We start from the raw sequence: 22624 nt of genomic DNA on the forward strand, positions 1-22624 counted from the left end.
CGTCAGTTTAGAATCTAAATCGTACGGGAACTACGTACTGAACGGGTACATTTTTGCCTTCACATTGTCCAGGCGTCCAGGTCGTTAAGTGATCAATTACTTTTAAGGCTTCCTTGTCTGCGTTACAGTATTTATCGTCGAGAAGTCCCTTTAAAATTCTTTTGTTTGTCAGTTTTCCATTTGCTTCAATGATACAGGTCACGAAGACTGTCCCCTCCATGTCACAGCGTCCTCCAGGCCATTTCAAGTTTTTGTTTATTGCTTTTATTAGGGCTTTTGGACCACCCTTAAAGTCCGGCATCCTATCTGCAGTTACATAATACGATCTGCTCAGCGCGCTGTCGTACTTTAATTCACAAGCGTCTGATGCGTGACTGATCGTTTGCCCCGAGACTTGAATGGTCTGCCCGAAGACGATCACCAGGATAATTACCGCCGTGTTTTTCATTGCACCTCTTTACGCTCGATTTCAATCACCCCGTTCATTCCAATGAGTCCGTACTTGTCGTATGCAGCCTTACCCCTCACAATGTTTATGGCACATTTGTCCGGATCGATTTGTTTTACTTTTCTTTTAAGTCTGCGGCTCCTCCAGTAGTCTCTTATATTCATTGAACTAAACCAACTCGTCTTTGTGGTTCTTTGTTTGAATATTTTCCCGTCGATCGCGTAAACGGTGTATTTGTAGTTAATTGATTTTTTATCGACGTAGGTGTAGCCGGAAACAAGGTCATACATGGTCTTGTCTGACTTTAGAATAAAGCGTGCATTACAAAATAGTCTTACTGCAAAATTAGCCGTATCCCGGCCAGTCCTCGCAAACACAATCGTGTCGCCACTTACTTTGTGAGTCAAGTCATAATCGCCCCTTCGTTTAATCTCTGAAAACATAATCGTGTCACCACTTCGTTTGTAGGTCATGTCAAAGTCTTCCCTTGGAGGAAACATATGTCCGGCTGGAAATGTCAATTGACAATGCTCCTTATCGATAAAAGTCACGTAGTGTATGGATTGATTTTCCTCGGTGAAGGTCCAATAGCTAACATTCAGTTGCTGGGAAGTTCCGTGGTTTAAAATAAAAGCCAGCAAGATTGACAATGATAATCGCATTCGTTGGTGTTATTTGTCATAAACATTGCTCACAACATCTGTGTACTGGCGATGCCTGGTGCACTCCTTAAGGATGTTTCAACGACCAAATTGATCAGAATTGTAAATATTTCAAAACCTGATGGGGAGTTAATTTGGTGGCATTGATCTTTTCTTAAGCTGGGCGTGCGCCGAACCTTGGCTGAACGTTTGGTGGGATAGTATGGCGTGGTGCACACGCTCTTTGGCATTTCATAGCCCCGCTCCGGGGCCGCGGGGGGCCCCGCATGTTCCACCAGGGCTTAACCCTATCCGCGCATACCCATGCCAGGCCAAAGATAGGCTTAGGCCCTGGTGGAACATGCTGAAGGAAGTGTGGGTGTGAGGCCTGGGTGCGGAGTGGGGGGTGTGCCCCACTTATTCGCGCGTCAAATGAAAATGACCAGCCTTAGCTCTTGAGTATTGATATGACTTACTGAATGCGGATACTGACTACTGACTACTGAATTCCGAATTTGGATTCTGGCTCCTGGCTTCTGGATTCTGGCTCCTAACTGTTCGCTCCCAAATCGGAAACCCTGACATTCGGGATCTCGATGGTAAATTCCGTCCCCTCCCCCAATCGTGACTGCACTTGTATCGTGCCATTCAATTTCTCCAGTGCCCCTTTCACAATGTACAGGCCCAGTCCCGAGCCTTTGCTGTCGGCGTTGGCGCGAAAGAACATTTTGAAGATCTTGTCGACGTATTCCTCTGCTATACCCACGCCGTTGTCGGTGAAGCGGATGAGGGCGGTTTCTTCGTTGGCGATGATGTCGATCTTCAGGAAGGAGTTGCCGCGGCCGGTGTGGCGGTAGCGGACGGCGTTGGCGATGATGTTGTTGAAGATCATCAGGAGGCGGCTGTAGTCGGAATAGAACGGGGCCATCACCTGGATGTTTTTGATGCTTTTCACTTGCTCGGCGCCTTCCATGAATTTTAGGGATTCGATGGACTCTTCCAGCAGCTCGTGGAAGTCGATGCGCTTGGGCATGATCTCCATGCGCGAGTTGCGCGAGTAGTGGATGATGTCGGATATGAAATGGTCGAGCTTGTTCACGCTGCGCTCGATCAGGGCGAGGTATTGTTCGGTGTTGGCTTTGTCGGGGTCGCGCTTGATCATGTTGAGCAAGCCCTTCACCGACATGAGCGGCGCACGCAGGTCGTGCGAAGCACTGTAGACAAAGCGGTCGAGTTCGGAATTGATCTTGATCAGTTCCTCGTTCTGTTTTTTCAAGAGGTCCTCGGCACGCGTTTGGTTCGTGATGTCCCTGGCAAATACCGTCAGTCCTGTTACTTCTCCATTCTCCACGATCGGGTATGTTTTAATTTCGTAGGTCCTCCACTCCTTGTCGTCGACCGGGTAGGTATCATAGTATTTTCCCGGTCTTCCCTTCAACCCGCTCTCGTAGCGTAGCCGCCACGTTTCGCGCAGGTCCGGCATGGTTTCGGGGAGCAAGGTCAGTATGTTGGCGCCCTTCAGCAACTTAACGCCGAAGGCCATTTTATATTTTCTAAAGAACTCTTTATTAAAATCGATCAGCTCGTAGTCGGCGTTGATCAGCCAAATGCTGTCTTCGATGGTATTGAGGATAGACCGCAGGTTGGCTTCGTTGCCGATGATCTTGCGTTGATAGGCTTTGCGAACGGTGATGTCGCGACTGAAAACAGAAATGACTTGCGAGCCGTCGGGACGGGCGCTGGATTTGAAATGGATCTCCCAGTAGTAGCTGCGGCCGTCGATCTCGAAGATGTCTTCTACTTTGATGGGGGTGCCGCTGAGGGCGATCATGCAGCGCTCTTTCCACTCGTGGGTGAGCCGTGGATTTTTGGGCTCCATGGCGTTGAGCAGCGAGCTTCCTTTTTTGAGTTCGATGCCATAGGTCTCCAAGAAAATCCAATAGAAACCGGAGTTCAGGCTGATGACCTTGAACTCTTCATCGATCAATAAGATATTTGCATCTGCATCTTCAATGATGGATGTAAACATGTCTTGCCACACACTCACATCGCTCTGCTCCAACTGCGTCATCCGTCCTGTCATTTTTTGGTGATTGATTGAACTGTCACAAAATCGGTGACGGCTCTAGGCACGTACGCGCACCGGTTGCGGGATCAGCTCGGGTTTGGGTGGGAAGATGCGATTCAAGGCGTTTCTAAGCCAATTCATAGGCAATTGAGTATTTAAGGGCATTATCACTTGGGCTCCAACACAAGCGGATAATGGCTGTATAACGCTGAATGGCTGGATTTAGATGCTGGTTTACAAAAAAAACTTGGGTCCGTGTCGCGGGAACGACGTAAGGTATGGCTGGAAAAGACGGTCTGGGATGGGAACTAAATTCAGGGTTTCGTTTTCCGCTCTTGCAAACGGGTTGTGCACCTTCGCCAAGACGGTATGCCGATGGACTGTCCAGGTGTGCCGATGAACTTTGCTTGTAATATTTTGTGTATAGTTTCTGCGGACCTAACTAGTGTAAGCCTTTGAAGAGCAGCAGGATCGGACGATGGGTTCCTGAAAATGGCCGGGTGTTTTTATTGAAGGCGCGACTTGACAGCGTGTATTTTTTGAAGGCTGCCGGAAGCATTTGGTCTTTTGGCCGCTACGTCTCCAATAGCCTGGATCCTAACCCACTACCTTAAGATTTTGATTGTCAAGAGAAGCCAGGGGCGCGATGATGACCGAGCGTCGGGATCACAACATACCACGAAAACCCCTCGCCCGACCGTTGTGGTGGTACTATTTTTTGTTCTTAAAAACTTAATCACAAACAAAATAAAAAATTACGTATACTTGAAATGCTATTTGTAATTCCTCCGTAACCTAGTTGTGAATCATCGTTAACTCCATAACCATTATGCAAATTTTACAGAATTTTTTTTCGACGCGCCTCGGCCTCTCGGGAAGGTTTGTCGCCACACGTCATGTTGAAAACCGAAGCAACATCAGCAACCATTCCTTTCGGCTCTCCAGGGCTGGGATTGGATTAGGTTTGCTATTGTTTGTTGGTTGCCTTCTTCCGGGCTACGCGCAAACTTCCTACAAGGATCTGGCCCCTTACAATGCCATGTTTGATCCGCAATACAGCAAGACGGGCTTTATTCTGAACAAGGGATTTATTTCGACCGACCGGATGATCAGGTCAACGATGGACAATCAAAATCCAGACGACTTCGTGATCAGCAGTCCATTTGACTGGAAGCAGCTCTATCGTTCTCTGCAGCTTTCGGAAACGGCCAGCAAATCCATATTACCCGATTTAAAAAAGTTGCTGACCACCTACCCGCATGATCAGATACCTATTGGGATTATCAACATCGAGGGTGAATATCTGGACCCTGAACTGATCTCTAGTTATTACGATATGGGGCGCAACAAGCTAAAGGCAAACGCCCCTTATGCGAGACATACGCTACTGGCGGTGTCCAATTTGAAAGGCACCGTAAAAGTCGGCGAGGCAAATTTCGTCTTAAGTCCAAAACTATATTTCAGCAACAGCAAGGAAAAGCCGCTGGGCCTGGAAATTGATTTTGGCGACGGCTTGGGATACCGGCGCTATGCCTTGAGTGAACAGGTGGTCAAAGTCAAGTATAAGAACATCGGCGAGCATAGCATCCGTTTCAAACTTTTGCTAAACAGTGGAACCCAACTGTCGTATAGCAAAGTCGAGGTAACGGGTTTAGAGCAGCCACGGGCCACGACGACCGGCACCGTGACCAGCGGTGGCGGCGCGGGATCACGGACTGTTCCCAATGGCTACTACGAAATTTACAATGGCTGTGATGGCGTGCTGGACCGCCCGGTCATCATCGTGGAAGGTTTTAATCCGCTTGGGGGATCGAGTGATTTTACGTCTATGTACAATCTTTATTTTAATAATCTTTCAGAAGATTTAATGAATGCCGGATACGACATTGTTTTGCTAAAGTTCGCAAACAATAACACCTATATTGAAGACAATGCTCAAGTGTTGAAGGCCCTTCTGAACGACATTAATTCATTAAAGTCGGGCAACTATGAAAATGTTGTCGTGGGCGAAAGTATGGGTGGCCTTGTTACGCGCATCGCGTTGGCGCAAATGGACGCGGCGCACATCGATCATGAAGTAGGCTTATATGTATCCTTTGATTCGCCACACAAAGGGGCCAACATTCCCTTGGGTATGCAAAAATTTGCCGCCGATGCTGCAGACATAGAATTTGTCGAAATCACAGATCTTTTAACGGATTTAACCAACTTATTTTCCTTTGGCGCAGGGGGCTTACCGTCAGAGATATTCGATGAAGAGGATTGCAAGTGGTGCGACCCCTATACGGTCGATGATCTCAACACGCTCGTTCAGGCCAATAATTCACCGGCTGCTATGGAAATGCTTATTCGCCACTATCTTGCCCCGGGTGGGCCAAACCCGGCGTACGTGAGCTTTCAAAGCTTTTTGAACACCACGGGCTTTCCGGTAGAATCGCGAAATGTTGCGTTAATCAATGGAAGTAATCATGGTGCACAGCAGACCACCAGTGATTCACCTGCCATTCCGGTCAATATTGGAGACCAGTTTGTTGATGCGCATATTGGAAGCCAGTGCGGCGCCATTGAATTCTATTTCGACATCTGGGTTTCCCCCGTAAATACGACTGCGAAAGTTTCGGATCTTGAGATCTGGTTCTCAGGCCCACTTGCCTGTCTTCCTAAAGGAAGAACGACGGATAAAGAGGGTACATTTACCTTCGATCAACACCCCTGGGACATTGCGCCCGGAGGCTACCAGTCTGCCAACGTCCCCAAAGCTGTCGATGGTTATATCACCAGAGATCGGTTTGATTTTGTTCCCTCCGTGAGTTCTATCGCCCTAAACGATGCTCTGATCAACGGCACAAATGGGTTGTACTATTTCGATAATCAAAATGTGAGCCGGGCAAAGGCCGAATTGGTAAGACTAAATCAAACCCCATTCGACGATATTTATAGTAATCCTGGTAATACCAAGCACGTCATACCAAGAACTTCAAATTTCGACGGAGTAGCCACCATGGAAATAATGCCAGACAACAAATATTTACAGAACAAAACGATAGTGTCAGGTCGTAAACGCGACTTCAAAGCCTCCGCCACGATTCTTAGCGGGAATAATGTAACACCGCCAACCTGGAACAAATTAATAGACCAGGCAGATTTCGTTGTCGCCTCCGGTGCAGAGGTCAACTTCATTGCCGGGACATCCATAACACTTCGTCCAGGGTTTAAAGCCGCTTCAGGATCTGTTTTCAAGGCAAAAATACAAGCGAACAATAGTTGCACGTCCAGTTTACGCATGCTTGCCGATACTGAAACGCCGGCATTGCGCTTTGCTCCCCTGCCAGACATCGAGGTTCTGAAGAAGGACAACGACGTCGCTTTAAATATCATCAACTACGAAGATACGTTGAGCGGCGTAAGTTATACCTGGAGGCTAACCGGCGAAAACTTTGAGCTGAATTCAAGCACCAAGCGATTTGACGCCACGGGGCTAAAACCCGGCCAGTATACGGCATACGCGTCGGTAAATAATGGCGAACGCGTATCTTCGAAAGTCTTTCATGTCGCCGCGACCGAAACCTCGAAGCAAGCCGTCATGCCGGAGAAGGAGCTGTTGAAAGAGGATGCGGTAACTATATATCCTAACCCGTCATCGAAGGATATAACGGTGAGCTACGAGAACGAATTTGCGGGCAATGTACAGATCTACCTGACCGATGTCACCGGTAAGGCGGTGAGGAATCTGTCCAATGGCGCAAAAGGCTCGGGATCTTATGCCGACACGTTCGACATATCGGCTATGCCTTCGGGGGTATACCTATTGGTGATCGAGAAAGGCAGCGCAAAAAGCGTTCATCAATTGATTATTGTTGATTAAGGTCTGGGAGCAACTTTAGATGATCTAAAAAAATCACTGCGCCTGCATCCTTCGTGGCGTGACGCATGATCAGCAACTGGTGGAATGTCCATGTTCCTCCAGTTGCTTTTTTTTTGCAAACTCTATAAAATTCATAATCACACATTAACATTGCCCGGCCAGGGATAGAAACGGAAAGCCCGAAGTGCGTGGGCCCCTCGGAATCGGACTTGGAGTGGATAGCCCGACCGAACGTACCCACGGTACATTCAACTGAGAGTTAGTCATACGTTCGGTGACGGGCGGGCCGTCCGAGGTTTCCGAGGGCGTTATAGTAGGCACTCAATAAATGTCCTCCTGAAGCCCGCTCAATTTTATTAAATATTCTCCACACTCTTTGAAGCAGCCTTTTGGGCTCCACCGGTCCACCATCCAATATTTGTCCTCGAAAGACGCTTCAATGATCCATTGCGAGCCATCGAATCCAAGTTTCCTGATGTCATATGGCGTCATCTTCCAGTAGCCACAGCTAATCAGAAGCTCTTCAAAGTTTCTCCAGTCTGTTGACGTTAATTCCATCTTATCATTTTTGATAAGACTCGCATGCCTATCGGGCTGCACAACCGAGTCGGTCTTCATAAATTTCGCTATATATACCGTTTTTATAAAGTCCGGTTGTCTGTCCAATTTTTTAACCGTTAACCAAACGCTGTCACCTTCTTTTGATAGCGTAATAATAACCGGCTCGTGAAATGACCTTAGCCAGGTAAATCTGTAAATGCTTTGCCCGTGATAATAGTTATATAGTATCTTTTCCTTGGAGGGATACAATTGAGAGGAGTACCAATTTAGCCGGAAACTATCGAGCCTTGTTTCGATCGCGCTGTCCCCATACTTTATTTCTGACGGAAGAAAATGTGTTAACGAGTCGATGGGGTCACCGTTTGATTTTGAAAGCTTTGGGTCTTGCGGGTATAAGTATTTGTCGTGAGACTTGTTCCTGGTCTTATCACAACGTACGCAAGCCAGCCCGACTACTGTAATAAAAAATAATGAAACGTATTTCATGCTGCTGTCAAAATATGGGTATATCGGCCGCTGGTTTGGGGCTTGATCTACTTTCAAGTATAGCAAATTTGTTGCCATCCAGGCTTCCCTTTCCGTGTTCAAATCATATTCTCTAACCCTCGCGTTAAACGGGGACCGGCCAGGGATAGAAACGGAAAGCCCGAAGTGCGTGGGACTTGCGCGTGGCCGGACTTGTAGTGGATAGCCCGCCCGAGGTTTCCGAGGGGGCCGCCAAGTCCTCATCAATTTGGTGCCCACGATAATTTAAAGATACGATTCATTCAAGGGGTGGTCGTTGCGTCAGGTAACCTTTTCAGGGTTGAAATGTCTTGACACGCTGACCCCCGGTTTCACCGGGGGCTATGCTCGGGAACTCCTTCGGAGTTTAAAGGCAGAGTGGCTTTGGGGGCTTTAGCAAAGGCAATGATAGCTCACTTTTCTGGTTCGTTCACGGGATGATTTATTGTCGCTTTCAGCCTGGCCTATTGACGCAATCACCCTCGCCCTCTTTTATTGCAGGTCGCTACGTTTGTAAAAACTAAATCGTACGACCATGGAAAAATTTGTTCTCCCAAAAGACCTTCACCTGTTTGGCAATAGAGTTCACACATTCCCGATGGGGATCAAAGAAAGTTTCGATGCGTTGATTGAGATGCTTCCCGAGGGTCTTGAGCGGCCCTATTATGGTGTGAGTTGGATGGAGGGCGAAGACGTGATCTACTACACGATGGCGGCGGAGAAATTTCAGAGGGAGTCAAAAAAGTACAATTGTGAAATGGGTCTTACCATCGAAAAGGGTGAATATCTCGCGGCCACTGTCTACGACTGGATGAGTAAGACCGATTCGATCAAAGATGTGTTCGATGCGCTGATGAAAGACCCGCGCGTGGCCATGGGCGCGCCGTGTGTGGAATGGTATAAGTCGGATGAGGAGATGGTGTGTATGATAAAATCAAAATGACCCCTCCCCCAATTGCTTCTCTCGACGCCTGCAATCCTGATTTTTTTCTGCTATCTTAGTTTAAATCATTTTTTGTCTGGTCATCCCCCACCCGGTCATGGAATTTAAAAAGGATCTTGCGCTGGAAAAGCTATTGAAGGTAGCCCCGATCAGTATCAACATTATCGATATCTCCACGCGGGAATTGATTTGCACCAGCAGTTGGGTGAAGGATCATATTGGTTACACGCAGGAAGAATACATGGCCTTGAGTCATGACCTGTTTGAAAAAATAATCCATCCGGAAGACCGAATAACACAGCTGAAGACGTATGCTTCTTTGGTCGAAAACCCTTTGGCGCTGTTTAAAGAATGCAGGATCAGGATCCGGAAAAAGGATGGCGATTATCTTCATGCGATCGTGCGGCTGTCGGTCCTGGAAATTGATGAGAACCAAAAAGCAAAGACAGTCCTGAACACGGCGGTTGATATTACCGAGATCGTCGAGTTGCGACGACGTCTCGCCGAAGAACTGAGCAAAATGGAGATCATTTCATTTAAGAACAGCCACGAATTGAGAGGCCCCGTAGCGACGATACTCGGCCTTGTTCAACTGATGAGCCATGAGAGTGCGATCGGCATCCAATCGCAGGAGATCATCGAGATGTTGAGGGCGACGGTGATCAAATTGGACAATGTGATTGGGCAGATTAACGATCACACATACTAACGCGGCCGCCGAAGCCATCTTTTGACGAGAGAGCCTCCATTCTTTTAGTAGTTTGTTCTCGGGATTTTACCGCTTTACCATTCGGGTAACCGATTTTTCACCGCGGTGACTAACGGTTACCAAGTATAATCCCGGCTTGAGTGAGGACAAATCTATGGACACCGTGCTTGTGGCCGTGCCCTGGAGCACCGGTTGTCCCACTACACTACATACCTGATACGCAAATGGCGTAGACGCACCACTTACATTGACGGTGACCGTTCCCGATGCAGGATTGGGATAGAGCGATACAAAATGTTGCACTGTCTCCTCCACGGCCGTGACGGTTGACGTCCTAAACGATGTTTCCGATGTGGACATCGATCGGGTGCCGTCACTGACGGTGATGCGGCAGTAGTAGCGCGTATCGGGGTCCAAGTCCTGCAGGTTGTAGATAAGGGGTTGATTCAGAACACCGGCATACTGTCCCAGGCTGTAGGTGTGGTCGTAGAGGCCCGCCGCGCGGCCAACCTGTAGCGTAACGGTGGTCTGTGGCAGTGACATGTAGGACAATATTTTTGAATGTATCGTTGCTCCGGACAACGTCACGTCTGTTACTGACACGTCGTCAAGATGTAGTGCGTCGTCGTAGCTTATGGTCGACGTGAGGATAGCACCGTATTCGCCGGCAATATAAATGTCCGTGCCCTGCACTTCGAGCAGTTGCGAGTAGCTGCTGGGAATGTGTGCCCAGGAGGTACCTCCGTCCTTTGTTACTTGCAGGTAGCCATATTCATCCAGGATATAGCCGTAGTCCTTCGATACAAAATGGACATCGTCATAGTCGGCATATTCCGTATTCAGTTTTTGCCATGTGGTGCCTCCGTTCATTGTTTTGAATACTGTATTCCCCTCGCCAACATAATAGCCCGTTAGCGCGTCTACAAAACAAAGGGCGTTGATTCCAGTATCCCCTCCCTTTACGATCGTCCAGGTTTCTCCTCCGTTGACGGTTTTGTATATCCCGGAAGGATAATAGGAAGCGGTACGTGCGTACCCCACGTCCGCATTTAAAAATTGTAAATCGGCCAGGCCCACGGATGCTACTGCTCTCCAGGTGACACCCCCGTCGGTGGTTTTCTGGGTTGTGGTACCCCCCCAGCTTATAAAACCTGTGTTCTCATCCGTAAATTTTATTGTCGAAAAATCGCCCGACAGATAGGTATTGTAATAAATCTGTATCCAGGACTTACCTCCGTCGGTAGTTTTCATGAGGCGGTTGGCGTAATAGCCTACGGAAGCAAAGCCCAGGTTGTCGTTTAGAAAGTCAAACCGGGCCGTTCGTTGTCCGCTGATCGGCGCGTTTATGCGCTGCCAATCTTTTTTGTTGACGGTTTTGATTAGATCGCCTCCGGCAATGGCATAGCCGGTTTGGTCACTGGTGAAGTCGATCTGCGTTATTTTGTTATACGTTAATGCATAGGGTGTCCAGCTTTTTCCTCCATTAACGGTTTTCAGTATCCGACCTCGCATACCCGTTGCAAAGCCTCGGTCGAGATCGAGGAAGAAAATGCCGTATATATCATTGGCATCTATTCTGCCGTCGCCAATCCATTGCCAGGTGGCGCCGCCATCGATCGTCTTATGCATGGCGCCATCATCACCACCAATGAAGCCAACTTTGGGACTGGTGAATTGCAGGGTGTAGGCGGCGTCGAGGGTGGCGGTTAATTTCGTCCATGTTTCACCTCCATTGGTTGTCTTAAAGACATCGCTATGTTCACGCGTTGCGTACCCCACGTTAGCGTCGGCAAACGTAACACGAAAAAAGTCCGATGGAATCGAATTCGAAGTAAGTGTTGCGTACCAGGTGACGCCACCGTCCTTTGTTTTTTTGATCGTACCATTAGTACAGACAGCATGGCCTACTTTTCCGCTGGTAAAGAAAGCGTCGTTAACCACGGTATAGTATGCGTCTGCATTGTTGATCACGGGATAGCTCTGCCACGTTTTGCCGCCGTCATTAGAGGCAAAAAGCGTCTTGTTGCTGGTTATGCGAAGGGTATCGTCGCTTACTACGGTGATGCTGTTGAAATTCTCGGTAGTGGTTAGCTTCAGCGCATTCCACCCGACACCGAAGTGAGTCGACTTGTAGATCTGCCCTGCATCGCCTACGACATAACCGATTTGGTTTTTGAACACCATGCGGCGGCCCTTCACTTTTTTGGAATAAATTTCCCACGTCTCGCCTGCATCGGTCGTGCGAAGCAAGGCACCACTGCTCACAATAAATCCTATCTTTTCGTTTACGAATTGAACATCAAGACCTGTCGCGCCGGTGGGCAGTGGATTAAGCCACGTCCATGGTGAGTTCGTATCGGGCAGCCGTACGCCGTCATCCACGTAAAGACTTTTCGCAGCCTGGCATCCAAAATCGTTCGCTACGAGTACCGAGTACCATCCGGCTCGTGTAACCGTAAGGGTCGGTGTGGATTCGCCGGTGCTCCATACCTGATGGCTGAACGTGCCGGGGTCCAGCAGCACCGATCCGCCTGCGAGTGGAATCGTGTCGGCCAGGCTGATGGCCGGAAGCGGCGCCACGTTGATTTGAACGGAGTCTTTGGATATGCAGCCGTCTGCGTTTGTAGCCGTCAATTTGTACTTTCCACTGGTATTTATCTCGATGTTTTTACTGGTTTCCGTTGTGCTCCATTGATAGGCCGCAAAGCCATCGTCGGCTACAAGTTTATAGCCGGGGCACACCATTCGGTCCGTGCCGAGGTCAAACGGTGTTTGCGCCTTAATGGTGATGTCTTGTGTGATGGTTGTGGGTTTCCCCTTATAGTACACCGTGAGCTTGACGGTATACTTTCCCGCCTGCGTGTAGGTAATGGGTAGCGGCTGCAGGGCGTTGGATGTGACGCCATTACCAAACGACCATTCGGCCGATTCCACCTGGTGCAGGTTGGTGATGCGAAAGGTTGTCGGCGCGTTTTGGCAGTGGCCCTCTGCTACGAAACTCGTCTTGTAGAGATAACTCTGAATCAAACTCGGCATGAAGACTACAAAGCAGCTCGCGCCATTGAGGTATACGCCCTTCTCTTTGAACAACACATCTTTGGCTGGTGCGTTGGGGTTATCGATTGCCGCCAGGTAATTGGCTGTGCTGCCACCCGCGCCTTTAGTGGCATAGATCCTTCCGTCGGGTCCGAGTTGAAGCGAGTACATAACATTGTAGATCGTGCCGGTGTTCAATGCGGTCCGCGAATTCTGAATATCGGTGTAGGTGGGCAGGGAAACGTCGTATTGGAACACCGTGTATGGGCCCTCCACGTAAACCCTCGTGCCGTCGCTAGAAAATTCAGGCCCGATCATGCCGCCATTGATATCTTGCAACGAAAATAACATCTGGTTTGTAAGAACACCTGTAGTCGCATCAAAGTCCGCGATCATCATATCCTGCCGGTTGTCGATTGGGTAGGTCAGGGCAAGCTTCTTACCATCGGGAGAAAACTTCATTTGCCCGAACGACAAGCCAATGGTTGGGCCCATGTGCTGCTGGAACACGGAGGCCGAAGGTCCCGCGTCGGTAACTAACAGGGCGTAGAACAAGTCTGAATTGTGTTGATGGGTCATCACCCAGATGTCTTTGCCATTTTCATGAAGCACCGCACTCAATTCGTCGTTCGTTTTTACGATCAGCCTTACACCCTTCGTCACCACATCGCCCAGGCCGCCGGCCAGACTTATATCGACTACACTATAATACAATCCAGAAGTGGTTTGCCCGTTGTAGGGATCGGTGGTAAAAATATAAAAGATACTGGCACTGCCGGGTTTGGGGACAACGATGGATTTTTGAAGCGTGGTGACCGACGTTGCAGGCAACAGGTCACTGCCGTTGGGCATGAGCTGGTGATTTTTGTTCCACACCGAAAAGCCGTCGGTATAAAAAAGCAACGCACCACTTTCATCACAAATCATGCCCTTGCTCCGTGTAGAGATCAATCCTAAGCCGCTATTCAGCACAGGCGTGCCCGTGGCAAAGTCAAGCTCGTAGTTTGAAAGGGAAAAGATATTGGCTTGTTTTTGAGCCCATGAGGGGGTAGCGAAAAATAACAAGGCAATCACCAAAATGGTGAATTTGGGCATTTGGCAGCTGATCATCATACAACAGCGGTTACAGTCTCTATTCGGACCGCAATGATAAGAAATTTACGACGAAGTCTTAGCGGTCAACACGCCGTTTCAAAGTTTCCAAGTCATTTGCAACCCTCCCGGTATCTCTTTCTTCTTAGCTTTGGAGAATATCACAAGACATGACCTCACTCAATTTAATTGTCATCAAAACCAATAACCTGGAGGGACTAGCCGAATTCTACACAACGTTGGGAATGCAGTTCGACTATCACCAACACGGCAATGGCCCTCACCACTATGCGAGTATTACGGATGGTCCGACGCTCGAAATATATCCGCTGTCAAAGAATGTGACGAAGCCAGATCACACAACCCGTTTAGGGCTTGTGGTCGAACGGCTGGATGTATTGATCGCAGATCTCAAATCGCGGGGCATCACGATCGTGTCTGAACCCGCGGTTACGGAGTGGGGGTATGTAGCGATTGTTCAGGATTTAGATGGCAGGAAGGTCGAATTAACCGAACGAAGGTAGGGTGAGGCGCCGCGATTCCAGCTCAAAATCATCAAAGTTTCCCCGCTCATTTACGCCCTCCGACACCATCTTTTTGCCAGAATCCTTATTTTTGGGCCTTTAACGATAACCTGATGGCCGAATACAGCAAAGACGAGATCAAGCGCATAGAGGAAAAGTGGCGGATGAAGTGGCAGCAAAATGGCGTCTACAAAACTGATAATCACTCAGATAAGCCAAAATACTACGTGCTGGACATGTTTCCCTATCCCTCCGGGGCGGGGCTGCACGTGGGGCACCCGCTGGGCTACATCGCCTCCGATATCGTGACGCGCTACAAACGCCTGAAGGGCTTTAACGTGCTCCACCCCATGGGCTTCGACGCCTTCGGGCTTCCCGCCGAGCAATATGCCATCCAGACCGGCCAGCATCCGCGGGTGACCACGGAAAAGAATATGGCCACCTACGTGGCGCAGCTCAGCAAGATCGGCTTCGCCTTTGACTGGGACCGCAAAGTGGTGACCAGCGACCCCTCCTACTACAAATGGACACAGTGGATCTTCATGCAGTTGTTCAACGCCTGGTATGACCGGACCGCGAACAACAAGGTGGGCAAGGCCCGTCCCATGACGGAGCTCGTGGCTGAACTGGAGAAGCACGGCAACAAGAACATTGTCGCCGTCTGCGATGATGAAACGCCAACGATCACCGCCGCGCAATGGACGGCGTTCAACGAAATTGAAAAGGAGAACTTCCTCCAAAAATACCGCATCGCCTACCTGGCCGAAACCATGGTGAACTGGTGCGCTGCCCTGGGCACCGTGTTGTCGAACGACGAAGTGAAAGACGGCGTGAGCGAACGCGGCGGCTACCCGGTGGAACGCATCAAGATGCTGCAGTGGAACATGCGCATTTCGGCCTACGCCGAAAGGTTGCTGACCGGCCTGGACACGATCGATTGGCCCGAGCCGATCAAGGAAATGCAACGCAACTGGATCGGCAAGTCGGTGGGTTGTGAACTGGATTTCAAGCTGGCCTCCGGCGACGATTCCATCCGCGTGTTCACCACGCGCATCGACACGATCTATGGTGTGACCTTCATGGTCATTGCCCCCGAACACGAATTGGTGGACAAGATCACCACCCCCGCCCAGCGCGAAGAAGTGACCCACTATGTGGAGGTGGCCAAGAACCGAAGCGAGCGCGAGCGCATGAGCGAAGTGAAACGCATCAGCGGCGCGTTCACCGGAGCGTATGTCATCAACCCGTTCAACCACGAGAAGGTGCCCGTGTGGATCGCCGACTACGTGCTGGCCGGTTATGGCACCGGCGCCGTGATGGCCGTGCCCAGCAGCGACACACGCGACTATGCGTTTGCAAAACACTTCAACCTTCCCGTCGTCGACGTGCTGGAAGGCCCTACGAGCGATATCACCAAAGACAACTTCGAACCCAAGTCGGGCAAGATGATAAATTCCGGCTCGCTGAACGGCTTGCCGTGGCAGGACGCCATTGAAAAGGCGCTGCAACATGTGGAGACCTTGGGCATCGGTACACGCAAAGTGAACTACCGCATGCGCGACGCCATCTTTGGCCGTCAGCGTTATTGGGGGGAGCCCTTCCCCGTGTATTTCGACAAAGGCATCCCCAAACTGGTGGACGAAAAAGATCTGCCCGTGACCCTGCCGGAGATCGACGCCTACAAGCCCACCGAAACCGGCGAGCCTCCCCTGGGCCGCGCCAAAGGCTGGAACTACAAAGGCCATCCCTACGAACTGACCACCATGCCCGGCTGGGCTGGGTCGAGCTGGTACTGGTTCCGCTACATGGACCCGAAGAACGACAAGGTCTTCGCCAGCAAGGAAGCGCTCAATTATTGGAAAGACGTCGACCTGTATATCGGCGGCTCGGAACACGCTACCGGCCACCTGTTGTACTCACGCTTCTGGTGCAAGGTGATGAAAGACCTGGGCTATGTGTCGCCGGAGGAGCCGTTTAAGAAGCTGATCAACCAAGGTCATATTCAAGGTATTTCCAAACTGGCCTACCGGATCAATGGCACGAATAAGTTTGTGTCGTATAACCTGAGAAAACAATACGAAGTAACCCCCTTGCACGTGGACATCACCTTCGTGGATGGCGATGTGCTGGATGTGGAAAAATTCCGAAACTGGAGAGACGACCTGAAAAACATCGAGCTGATCCTGGAAGATGGCAAATACATCTGCGGGTCGGAAGTCGACAAGATGTCGAAGCGCTACTACAACGTGGTGAACCCCGACGACATGGTGGAAAGCTATGGCGCCGACACGCTGCGTATGTACGAAATGTTCCTCGGCCCCCTGGAACTGTCCAAGCCCTGGAACACCAATGGCATCGACGGCGTGTTCAAATTCCTGCGCCGCTTCTGGAACCTGTTCCACGACAACCAGGGCAACATCAACGTGAGTGATGCAGAGCCATCGCGCGAGGAGTTGAAAGTCTTGCATAAGACCTTGAAGAAGATTGCCTATGATATCGAGCATTTCTCGTTCAACACCTCCGTGAGCGAGTTCATGATCTGCAGCAACGAACTAAGCAGCATGAAGAGCAACAAACGCGCGATCCTCGAACCCCTGCTGATCACCCTGGCCCCCTTCGCCCCGCACATTGCGGATGAATTGTGGGAAAAGCTGGGACACAAAGAATCGATCCTTTATGCAAGTTTCCCGCAATACAACGAAGAATATTTAACGGAGAGCTCTTTTGAGTACCCGATCTCCATCAATGGCAAAGTGCGCGTGAAGATGAACTTTGCACTGGATATGCCGAAGGATGATATCGAGAAGCTGGTGATCGCTTCGGAGGTGGTGCAGAAATGGACCGAAGGGAAGGCACCGAAGAAAGTGATTGTGGTGCCGGGGAGGATTGTGAATGTAGTGATATAAATCAGGAGCCAGGAGTTTGGATGGTGTGTTGGGGTTCATTTTTGTGATGGTGAAACTGGAATGTGATGAGCACCCTTGGCGCGTTGGCGCGTTGGGGTGCTCATTTCTTTTGTGTGGCGGGTTAAAAAAACTTGTTGGTGGGACACCAACAAGTGGGCGTTTTGGGACTTCATGATGCACCCCTCATTTCGAGCGGTGAGTCCAAACTTGTGGTGATGAGCATCAACCTCGCGAATTCCTTGTCCTCCGTCATCCCCCTTTCACACAAAGTCGCAACAACCTCACCTTGCTATGACGCACAGCATCAGGGCTACTGGCCCCAAATGATGCTCCACATCATTAAAGTTTCCCCACACCCAACTTGTTGGTGTCCCCACCAACAAGTTTTTTTGACCCAACACACAAACGAACCAGCACCACAACGCGCCCCACACCATGCATTCCTCACCTCCGGTGACCCGCTCACCTTGCTATGACGCACAGCATCAGGGCTACCGGCTACAAAATGATGCTCCACATCATTAATTTTCCCCACACCCAACTTGTTGGTGTCCCACCAACAAGTTTTTTTGACCCATCACATAAACGAACCAGCACCCCAATGCGCCCCACCCCCACTGCCTTCCTCAACTCGGCCACAAATTGGTCGTCACCCCAATCCTATTCCAAGCATTCATCGTGACGATCGCCATCATGGCTTGCGTCACATATTTTTCTCCCAGCAATTTCACCGCGCGGTTGTAGACTTCATCCGATACGCGGTTCGTGATGAACGTTACTTGTTCGGTGAGGGCGAGGATGGCTTGTTCGTCTTCGGTGAAGAAAGGGGTTTCATTCCAGGAGGTGATGTTATAGAGGCGTCGTTCGGTTTCGCCGTTGGCGCGGGCTTCCTCGGTGTGTTTGTCGATGCAATACGAACAGCCGTTGAGCTGGGATGTGCGGATCTTGATGAGATCCTTGTGACGCACTGATAACTGCGTGGTGCTGAGGTACTTTTCCAGGGCGAGCATAGCTTTGAGCGCATCGGGATCGACATCCTGGAATTTTTTTCTAGGTTCCATAAGCGTGACTTTGTTGTTTTTTGTTGACACAAAGTAACGGCGGCGGGTAGGAGAAATAACTTAATCTAGTTCAAGAACGATTCACTCCTTCCGTTTTGCTCTGATCTTGCTGAGGAATTCGGGGGTGAAGCCCAGATAAGACGCAAGCATGTATTGCGGGACGCGTTGAACAAATTCAGGGAATAGGCGGCAGAATTGTCCATAGCGCTCCTCCCCTGACTGGTTGTAGATAAAATGAATCCGGGTGAGCGATGCGGAATAGGCGCGCTCGGCGATGAGGCGGAAATAGCGTTCTAAAGTTGGCACTTTTGCCAGCAGTTCTTCCAGGTCTGTTTTGGTGATGACCAGGAGTTGTGAGGGTTCTACGGCCTGGATGGTGAAGGTAGAGGGCCTTTGCAGTTCGAAGCTCATGTAGTCGGTCATCCACCAGTTGTCGATGGCGAATTGGATGATTTGTTCATTGCCTTCGTCGGTGTGGATGAAGAGGCGGAGGCAGCCTTTGGCAACGAAGTATTTTTCGTGACAGATTTCGCCGGCGCGGGACAGTATGGTTTTGTTGGGGATGGTTTTGGGTTGGATGAAGGTGGAGACGGTTTTGGTGTCTGCGTCGGTTAGGGGGACGAATTTTCGGATGTGTTGGATGAGGGAGTTCAGTTGAGGGGTGTGCTCCATGATTTGTATTTGAGGTTTTAACCGCCTCACCGTCGCGAAGGCTTCGACGAGCGAAGAAAGGCACAAAGTGCCCTCCTTCGCTGAGGTTTCGGCGGGCGAGCAGCAAAGTTAACGCAAAGTTTGCTTTGCGCTAGCCCGCCGAAGCTTCAGCGAAGGAGGGCCTTCGGCCCGGTTTTTTGGTCGGCCTACTTTTTTGTGGATTTCAACATGCGCGCCTGCATCTCCTCCACCGACAATTCTTCAAGCACTTGGGCGAGCCACCACGTGTTTCCCTGTGGATCTTTTATGCCGCCTTCGCGGTAGCCATAGAAACGGTCGGCGGGTTCCATCAGGGGGGTGGCTCCGGCGGCGAGGGCCCTTTGGAAGACGGCGTCTACCTCGTGTACGAAGACGTAGTTGGCTCCCGGGGTAGCGGGCCATTCGGGACGGGCGCGGCCCATCATGATGACGGTTTCGCCGAGGCTCACTTCGCCGTGCTGGACGAAACCATTCTCTTGTTTCAATTCTTCTTTGACGCGGGCCCCGAAGACGGCTTGCAGAAACTGCACTTCCGACTCGACGCTTTCCACCATCAGGTAAAGGCACACGTTGCTATAGCCTGCGGGCGCGGGGGTTTCTCTTTTCTTTTCCATAGTGATTTGTGATTTAGTATGGAAGCAAAGTAAACAGGGGGACCGGCGGGAAAATTGTACAAACCGGACATGCTGAAGACAGTGGTCAGGCGCTCAGCTTTATAAAGTTGTCGGCGGCGTGACGATCGTTGAGGTTGAAATATTGCTTTGGACTGAGACCGGAGAATGCTTTGAAGTCGCGGATGAAGTGCGACTGGTCGTAGTACCCTGCCTCCAATGCCAACGCGGTGAGGTTGTCGAAGTCTTTACCTTTTCGGAGCGACAGGCAGGAGTGAAACCGGATGAGTCTTGAGAACGCTTTGGGTGACGTGCCAACGGCGCTGATGAATTTGCGATCGAAGTGGCGCCCGGAAATGCCAAGGTCGCTCACCAGGGCGTCGATGGCTGTGGCGCCCTTGTAGCGGACGATGTGCTGAACGCATTGAAATAATCCGTTGGCTTCTCGTTGGCGTGATTTCAGTTTTCGCAGCAAGTACCGCGACAAGGCGGCGATGCGGGCATCGTGGTGCGCGGCATTCGCGATCTCGTCCTTTAGCGATATTCCGTCGCTTCCCAGGAAGTCCGCGATCGCTACCGTGGTGTTGGTCAGGGCCTGGGGCGATTCGTGGAAGAGGAACGGGAGGGCGTAGGGATATAAGAACGCGCCCATCATGCCCAGCTTGCCGGGCATGGCGAAGTCGCGGTGGTGGTGGGTGATGCCACTCACCAGGCCGGCATTGTAGTGATAAAAGAACACCAGGCCGGGAGCGCTTTCCGCAAAGAGCCTGTAGGTGACGGGAGCCGTGGGGACATCGTCGGATTCTATGCTCCAGAAATAACGGACCAGGTCCGAAAGCGCGGGTGGAGGCAATGTTTCCCTGTAGAGCATGAGCGAAGATACAAATTCGGTTTGAGTTGCCACCCCATCACAAGAATCCGTTAGGATGAGGTTGGATCTTTCTTTTTATCTTTCGTATAAACCCCAGCGCTTATGAAATGTGTAACCCTGTTCGTGGTGTTCAGCCTCTCTTTGGTTTGCCACGCGCACGCCCAATCCGACACTTTGCAATGGACCATCTTGATGGGTGGACAAAAATCCGGTCATTTCAAACATCTCAAAAATGCCGACGGCTCCTTCACCGAATGGTTCCAATTCAACGACCGCGGCCGGGGCGACAGCACAGTGATCCACTATCGCCTGAACGACCGGGGCTACATGACCTGGATGGATGCCAAAGGTGTGGACTACTTCAAGAAACCCATCTTCGAAACCTTCAACATTCAAAACGGTATAGCCGCCTGGGAAAACCCCGTGGAAAAAGAACAGCGAAAAATACAGGGCGACATAGTGTATATCCCCTTGAAGATGCGCGGCGGCGTTTCTTATGCCTACTTTTTTCAGACCCCCGATCACAGCGTGAACTTACTACCCGCGGGCCGCGAGAAATTGACTGCACTGCAGGAACATACATTGAAAGATGGCCGGAAGATGAGCCTTGTATCACTGTCGGGAACCGGCCTCACGCCGCAGTATGTCTGGCTCGACAGCCAGCGCAATTTTTTTGCCCTTCCCAGCGATTGGTTTGCCATCGTTCCCAAGGGCGATGAAGGCCTTAATGAAGAACTGCTCGTCGTGCAGAAAGGCGTTGAACAAAATTATTACAAAGACCTGAAAACAAAGCTCGCCAGGAAAGTCTCGGGTGGCCTGGCCGTTACCCATGCTACTTTGTTTAACCCCAAAAGCGGTACCGCCCAACCTAATTCAACCATCCTGATCGAGAACGGCACCATCACCCAGGTGGGTCCCGGCATGAGTGTGACGGTGCCCCAAGGTTTTCAAGTGGTGGACGTCCAGGGGAAATTTGTGATGCCCGGCCTCTGGGACATGCATGTGCACTACAGTCAGGGTACCGACGGGCTGCTGCACCTCGGCAATGGTATCACCAACGTGCGCGACATGGGCAACAGCGAGAGCTTGCTGGACGAGAAGAAACAAATTGACGAGGGGCTGGTCCTTGGCCCCCGCATACAAGCCCTATGCGGCTTCATTGACGGTGCCGGACCCTATGCCGGGCCCACGGGCGCGCGGATCAACAGCGTGGAGGAAGGGATCGCTGCCGTCAAGAAATACAAGACGATGGGCTACACGCAGATCAAGCTCTACAGCTCCCTGAAACCCGAATGGGTGAAGCCCATTGCTGCGGAAGCGCACCGGAATGGCCTGCGCGTGAGCGGCCACATTCCCGCCCACATGCTGGCCAGCGAAGCCATCGACGCGGGCTATGACGAGATCCAGCACATGAACATGGTGTTCCTCAACTTCCTGGGCAAAGACCTGGACACGCGCACCCCCGTGCGCTTTCATGCGGTGGCACAAAACGCCGCGTCACTCGACCTGACCAGCGCGCCGGTGCAAGCTTTTATCAAACAACTGGTGGCCAGGAAAACGGTTATCGATCCCACCATCAGTTTTTTTGAAACGATGTTCATCCCGACCAAAGGAAAGCCCGTGCCGACCATGGCGGCGGTTGTCGATCGCCTGCCGCTGGACTTGCAACGCGAGTATAAATCCGGTGGAGCGCTCGAAGTGCCTGCGGGCATGGAGGACACCTATGCCAGGTCTTTTCAAAACATGCTCAGGATGGTGAAAGTGCTCCACGACAACGGGGTGGTTATCGTACCGGGTACGGACGATACGCCGGGATTTGTATTGCACAAGGAACTTGAAAACTATGTTCGCGCGGGCATCCCCAACGCCGCGGTGTTAAAGATCGCCACCCTGCAATCGGCCATGGTGGCCGGCAAAGAAAAAAACTACGGAACCCTTGAACCCGGCAAAGCCGCCGACATCATTGTGATCGACGGCAACCCGCTGACCAACATCAGCGATGTCCGCAAAGTTGAAACGGTGATCAAAGGGCAAGAGATCTATCAAACTAAGGATCTGCTTAACGCTGTTTCTATACGGTATTTTAAGTAAGCC

At 50.8% G+C, this 22624-nt stretch carries 15 protein-coding genes; 6 read left to right on the plus strand and 9 right to left on the minus strand.

Annotated elements, in window-relative coordinates:
* Positions 1-7: 7 nt before the first annotated feature.
* The 3 genes from BUB30_RS03880 to BUB30_RS03890 form a co-directional block, all read right to left on the minus strand.
* Complete coding sequence (locus BUB30_RS03880; protein WP_073131222.1) at positions 8-448, minus strand: TonB family protein; 441 nt, start codon at positions 446-448, stop codon at positions 8-10.
* Positions 445-1110 carry a hypothetical protein gene (locus tag BUB30_RS03885; RefSeq protein WP_073131224.1) on the minus strand — a complete coding sequence of 222 codons (666 nt, stop codon included), beginning with the start codon at positions 1108-1110 and terminating at the stop codon, positions 445-447. Before BUB30_RS03885 ends, BUB30_RS03880 begins: the two co-directional genes overlap by 4 nt.
* Positions 1111-1639: 529 nt before the next feature.
* On the minus strand, positions 1640-3172 hold the full coding sequence (locus tag BUB30_RS03890) for a PAS domain-containing sensor histidine kinase (protein ID WP_073131226.1): 1533 nt from the start codon (positions 3170-3172) through the stop codon (positions 1640-1642).
* A gap of 814 nt (positions 3173-3986) precedes the next feature.
* Between BUB30_RS03890 and BUB30_RS03895 the strand changes: the two genes are divergently transcribed.
* Positions 3987-7022 (plus strand): T9SS type A sorting domain-containing protein, encoded by a 3036-nt coding sequence (locus tag BUB30_RS03895; protein WP_073131228.1) that lies wholly within the window; start codon positions 3987-3989, stop codon positions 7020-7022.
* A 321-nt stretch (positions 7023-7343) separates the two neighbouring features.
* Here BUB30_RS03895 and BUB30_RS34775 read toward each other — a convergent pair whose 3' ends face one another.
* Positions 7344-7580 (minus strand): hypothetical protein, encoded by a 237-nt coding sequence (locus tag BUB30_RS34775; protein ID WP_143164752.1) that lies wholly within the window; start codon positions 7578-7580, stop codon positions 7344-7346.
* 1042 nt (positions 7581-8622) lie between these two features.
* On the opposite strand from BUB30_RS34775, the gene BUB30_RS03905 reads away from it, so the two are divergent.
* Both BUB30_RS03905 and BUB30_RS03910 read left to right on the plus strand, forming a co-directional pair.
* A complete protein-coding gene (locus BUB30_RS03905; protein WP_073131232.1) occupies positions 8623-9030 on the plus strand; it encodes a hypothetical protein in 408 nt (135 codons plus the stop codon).
* Between the two features lie 97 nt (positions 9031-9127).
* Positions 9128-9739, plus strand: coding sequence for a PAS domain-containing protein (locus tag BUB30_RS03910; RefSeq protein ID WP_073131234.1), 612 nt, complete (start codon positions 9128-9130; stop codon positions 9737-9739).
* Between the two features lie 66 nt (positions 9740-9805).
* On the opposite strand, the gene BUB30_RS03915 is transcribed toward BUB30_RS03910, so the two are convergent.
* Entirely contained in the window at positions 9806-13888 is a 4083-nt protein-coding gene (locus tag BUB30_RS03915; protein ID WP_073131236.1) for a YCF48-related protein, read from the minus strand.
* A 149-nt stretch (positions 13889-14037) separates the two neighbouring features.
* Between BUB30_RS03915 and BUB30_RS03920 the strand changes: the two genes are divergently transcribed.
* Together BUB30_RS03920 and leuS are read left to right on the plus strand one after the other, a co-directional pair.
* Positions 14038-14391, plus strand: a complete 354-nt coding sequence (locus BUB30_RS03920; protein WP_073131238.1) for a VOC family protein — start codon at positions 14038-14040, stop codon at positions 14389-14391.
* A gap of 113 nt (positions 14392-14504) precedes the next feature.
* A complete protein-coding gene (leuS, locus tag BUB30_RS03925; RefSeq protein ID WP_073131240.1) occupies positions 14505-17297 on the plus strand; it encodes a leucine--tRNA ligase in 2793 nt (930 codons plus the stop codon).
* Positions 17298-17923: 626 nt separating this feature from the next.
* Here leuS and BUB30_RS03930 read toward each other — a convergent pair.
* The 4 genes from BUB30_RS03930 to BUB30_RS03945 all read right to left on the minus strand — a co-directional run bounded on the left by BUB30_RS03930 (position 17924) and on the right by BUB30_RS03945 (position 20563).
* Positions 17924-18358 (minus strand): carboxymuconolactone decarboxylase family protein, encoded by a 435-nt coding sequence (locus BUB30_RS03930; RefSeq protein WP_073131242.1) that lies wholly within the window; start codon positions 18356-18358, stop codon positions 17924-17926.
* An 81-nt stretch (positions 18359-18439) separates the two neighbouring features.
* Positions 18440-19030: a Crp/Fnr family transcriptional regulator gene (locus BUB30_RS03935; RefSeq protein WP_073131244.1), complete on the minus strand. Its 591-nt coding sequence runs from the start codon at positions 19028-19030 to the stop codon at positions 18440-18442.
* Between the two features lie 185 nt (positions 19031-19215).
* Complete coding sequence (locus tag BUB30_RS03940) at positions 19216-19662, minus strand: VOC family protein (protein WP_073131246.1); 447 nt, start codon at positions 19660-19662, stop codon at positions 19216-19218.
* Positions 19663-19747: 85 nt separating this feature from the next.
* Positions 19748-20563: a helix-turn-helix domain-containing protein gene (locus BUB30_RS03945; RefSeq protein ID WP_178377013.1), complete on the minus strand. Its 816-nt coding sequence runs from the start codon at positions 20561-20563 to the stop codon at positions 19748-19750.
* Between the two features lie 69 nt (positions 20564-20632).
* Here BUB30_RS03945 and BUB30_RS03950 point away from each other — a divergent pair, with 69 nt between their 5' ends.
* A complete protein-coding gene (locus BUB30_RS03950) occupies positions 20633-22621 on the plus strand; it encodes an amidohydrolase family protein (RefSeq protein ID WP_073131250.1) in 1989 nt (662 codons plus the stop codon).
* Positions 22622-22624: the final 3 nt, after the last annotated feature.

It is taken from the genome of Chryseolinea serpens (assembly GCF_900129725.1).
In the GTDB taxonomy this organism is placed as follows: domain Bacteria; phylum Bacteroidota; class Bacteroidia; order Cytophagales; family Cyclobacteriaceae; genus Chryseolinea; species Chryseolinea serpens.

Excerpts from the sequence above, each read along its gene's own strand:
- BUB30_RS03905 (WP_073131232.1), top strand. The coding sequence starts at position 8,623 with ATGGAAAAATTTGTTCTCCCAAAAGACCTTCACCTGTTTGGCAATAGA.
- leuS (WP_073131240.1), top strand. The coding sequence starts at position 14,505 with ATGGCCGAATACAGCAAAGACGAGATCAAGCGCATAGAGGAAAAGTGG.
- BUB30_RS03930 (WP_073131242.1), bottom strand. The coding sequence starts at position 18,358 with ATGGAACCTAGAAAAAAATTCCAGGATGTCGATCCCGATGCGCTCAAA.
- BUB30_RS03910 (WP_073131234.1), top strand. The coding sequence starts at position 9,128 with ATGGAATTTAAAAAGGATCTTGCGCTGGAAAAGCTATTGAAGGTAGCC.
- BUB30_RS03920 (WP_073131238.1), top strand. The coding sequence starts at position 14,038 with ATGACCTCACTCAATTTAATTGTCATCAAAACCAATAACCTGGAGGGA.
- BUB30_RS03880 (WP_073131222.1), bottom strand. The coding sequence starts at position 448 with ATGAAAAACACGGCGGTAATTATCCTGGTGATCGTCTTCGGGCAGACC.
- BUB30_RS03940 (WP_073131246.1), bottom strand. The coding sequence starts at position 19,662 with ATGGAAAAGAAAAGAGAAACCCCCGCGCCCGCAGGCTATAGCAACGTG.
- BUB30_RS03950 (WP_073131250.1), top strand. The coding sequence starts at position 20,633 with ATGAAATGTGTAACCCTGTTCGTGGTGTTCAGCCTCTCTTTGGTTTGC.
- BUB30_RS03935 (WP_073131244.1), bottom strand. The coding sequence starts at position 19,030 with ATGGAGCACACCCCTCAACTGAACTCCCTCATCCAACACATCCGAAAA.
- BUB30_RS34775 (WP_143164752.1), bottom strand. The coding sequence starts at position 7,580 with ATGGAATTAACGTCAACAGACTGGAGAAACTTTGAAGAGCTTCTGATT.
- BUB30_RS03885 (WP_073131224.1), bottom strand. The coding sequence starts at position 1,110 with ATGCGATTATCATTGTCAATCTTGCTGGCTTTTATTTTAAACCACGGA.
- BUB30_RS03915 (WP_073131236.1), bottom strand. The coding sequence starts at position 13,888 with ATGATGATCAGCTGCCAAATGCCCAAATTCACCATTTTGGTGATTGCC.
- BUB30_RS03890 (WP_073131226.1), bottom strand. The coding sequence starts at position 3,172 with ATGACAGGACGGATGACGCAGTTGGAGCAGAGCGATGTGAGTGTGTGG.
- BUB30_RS03895 (WP_073131228.1), top strand. The coding sequence starts at position 3,987 with ATGCAAATTTTACAGAATTTTTTTTCGACGCGCCTCGGCCTCTCGGGA.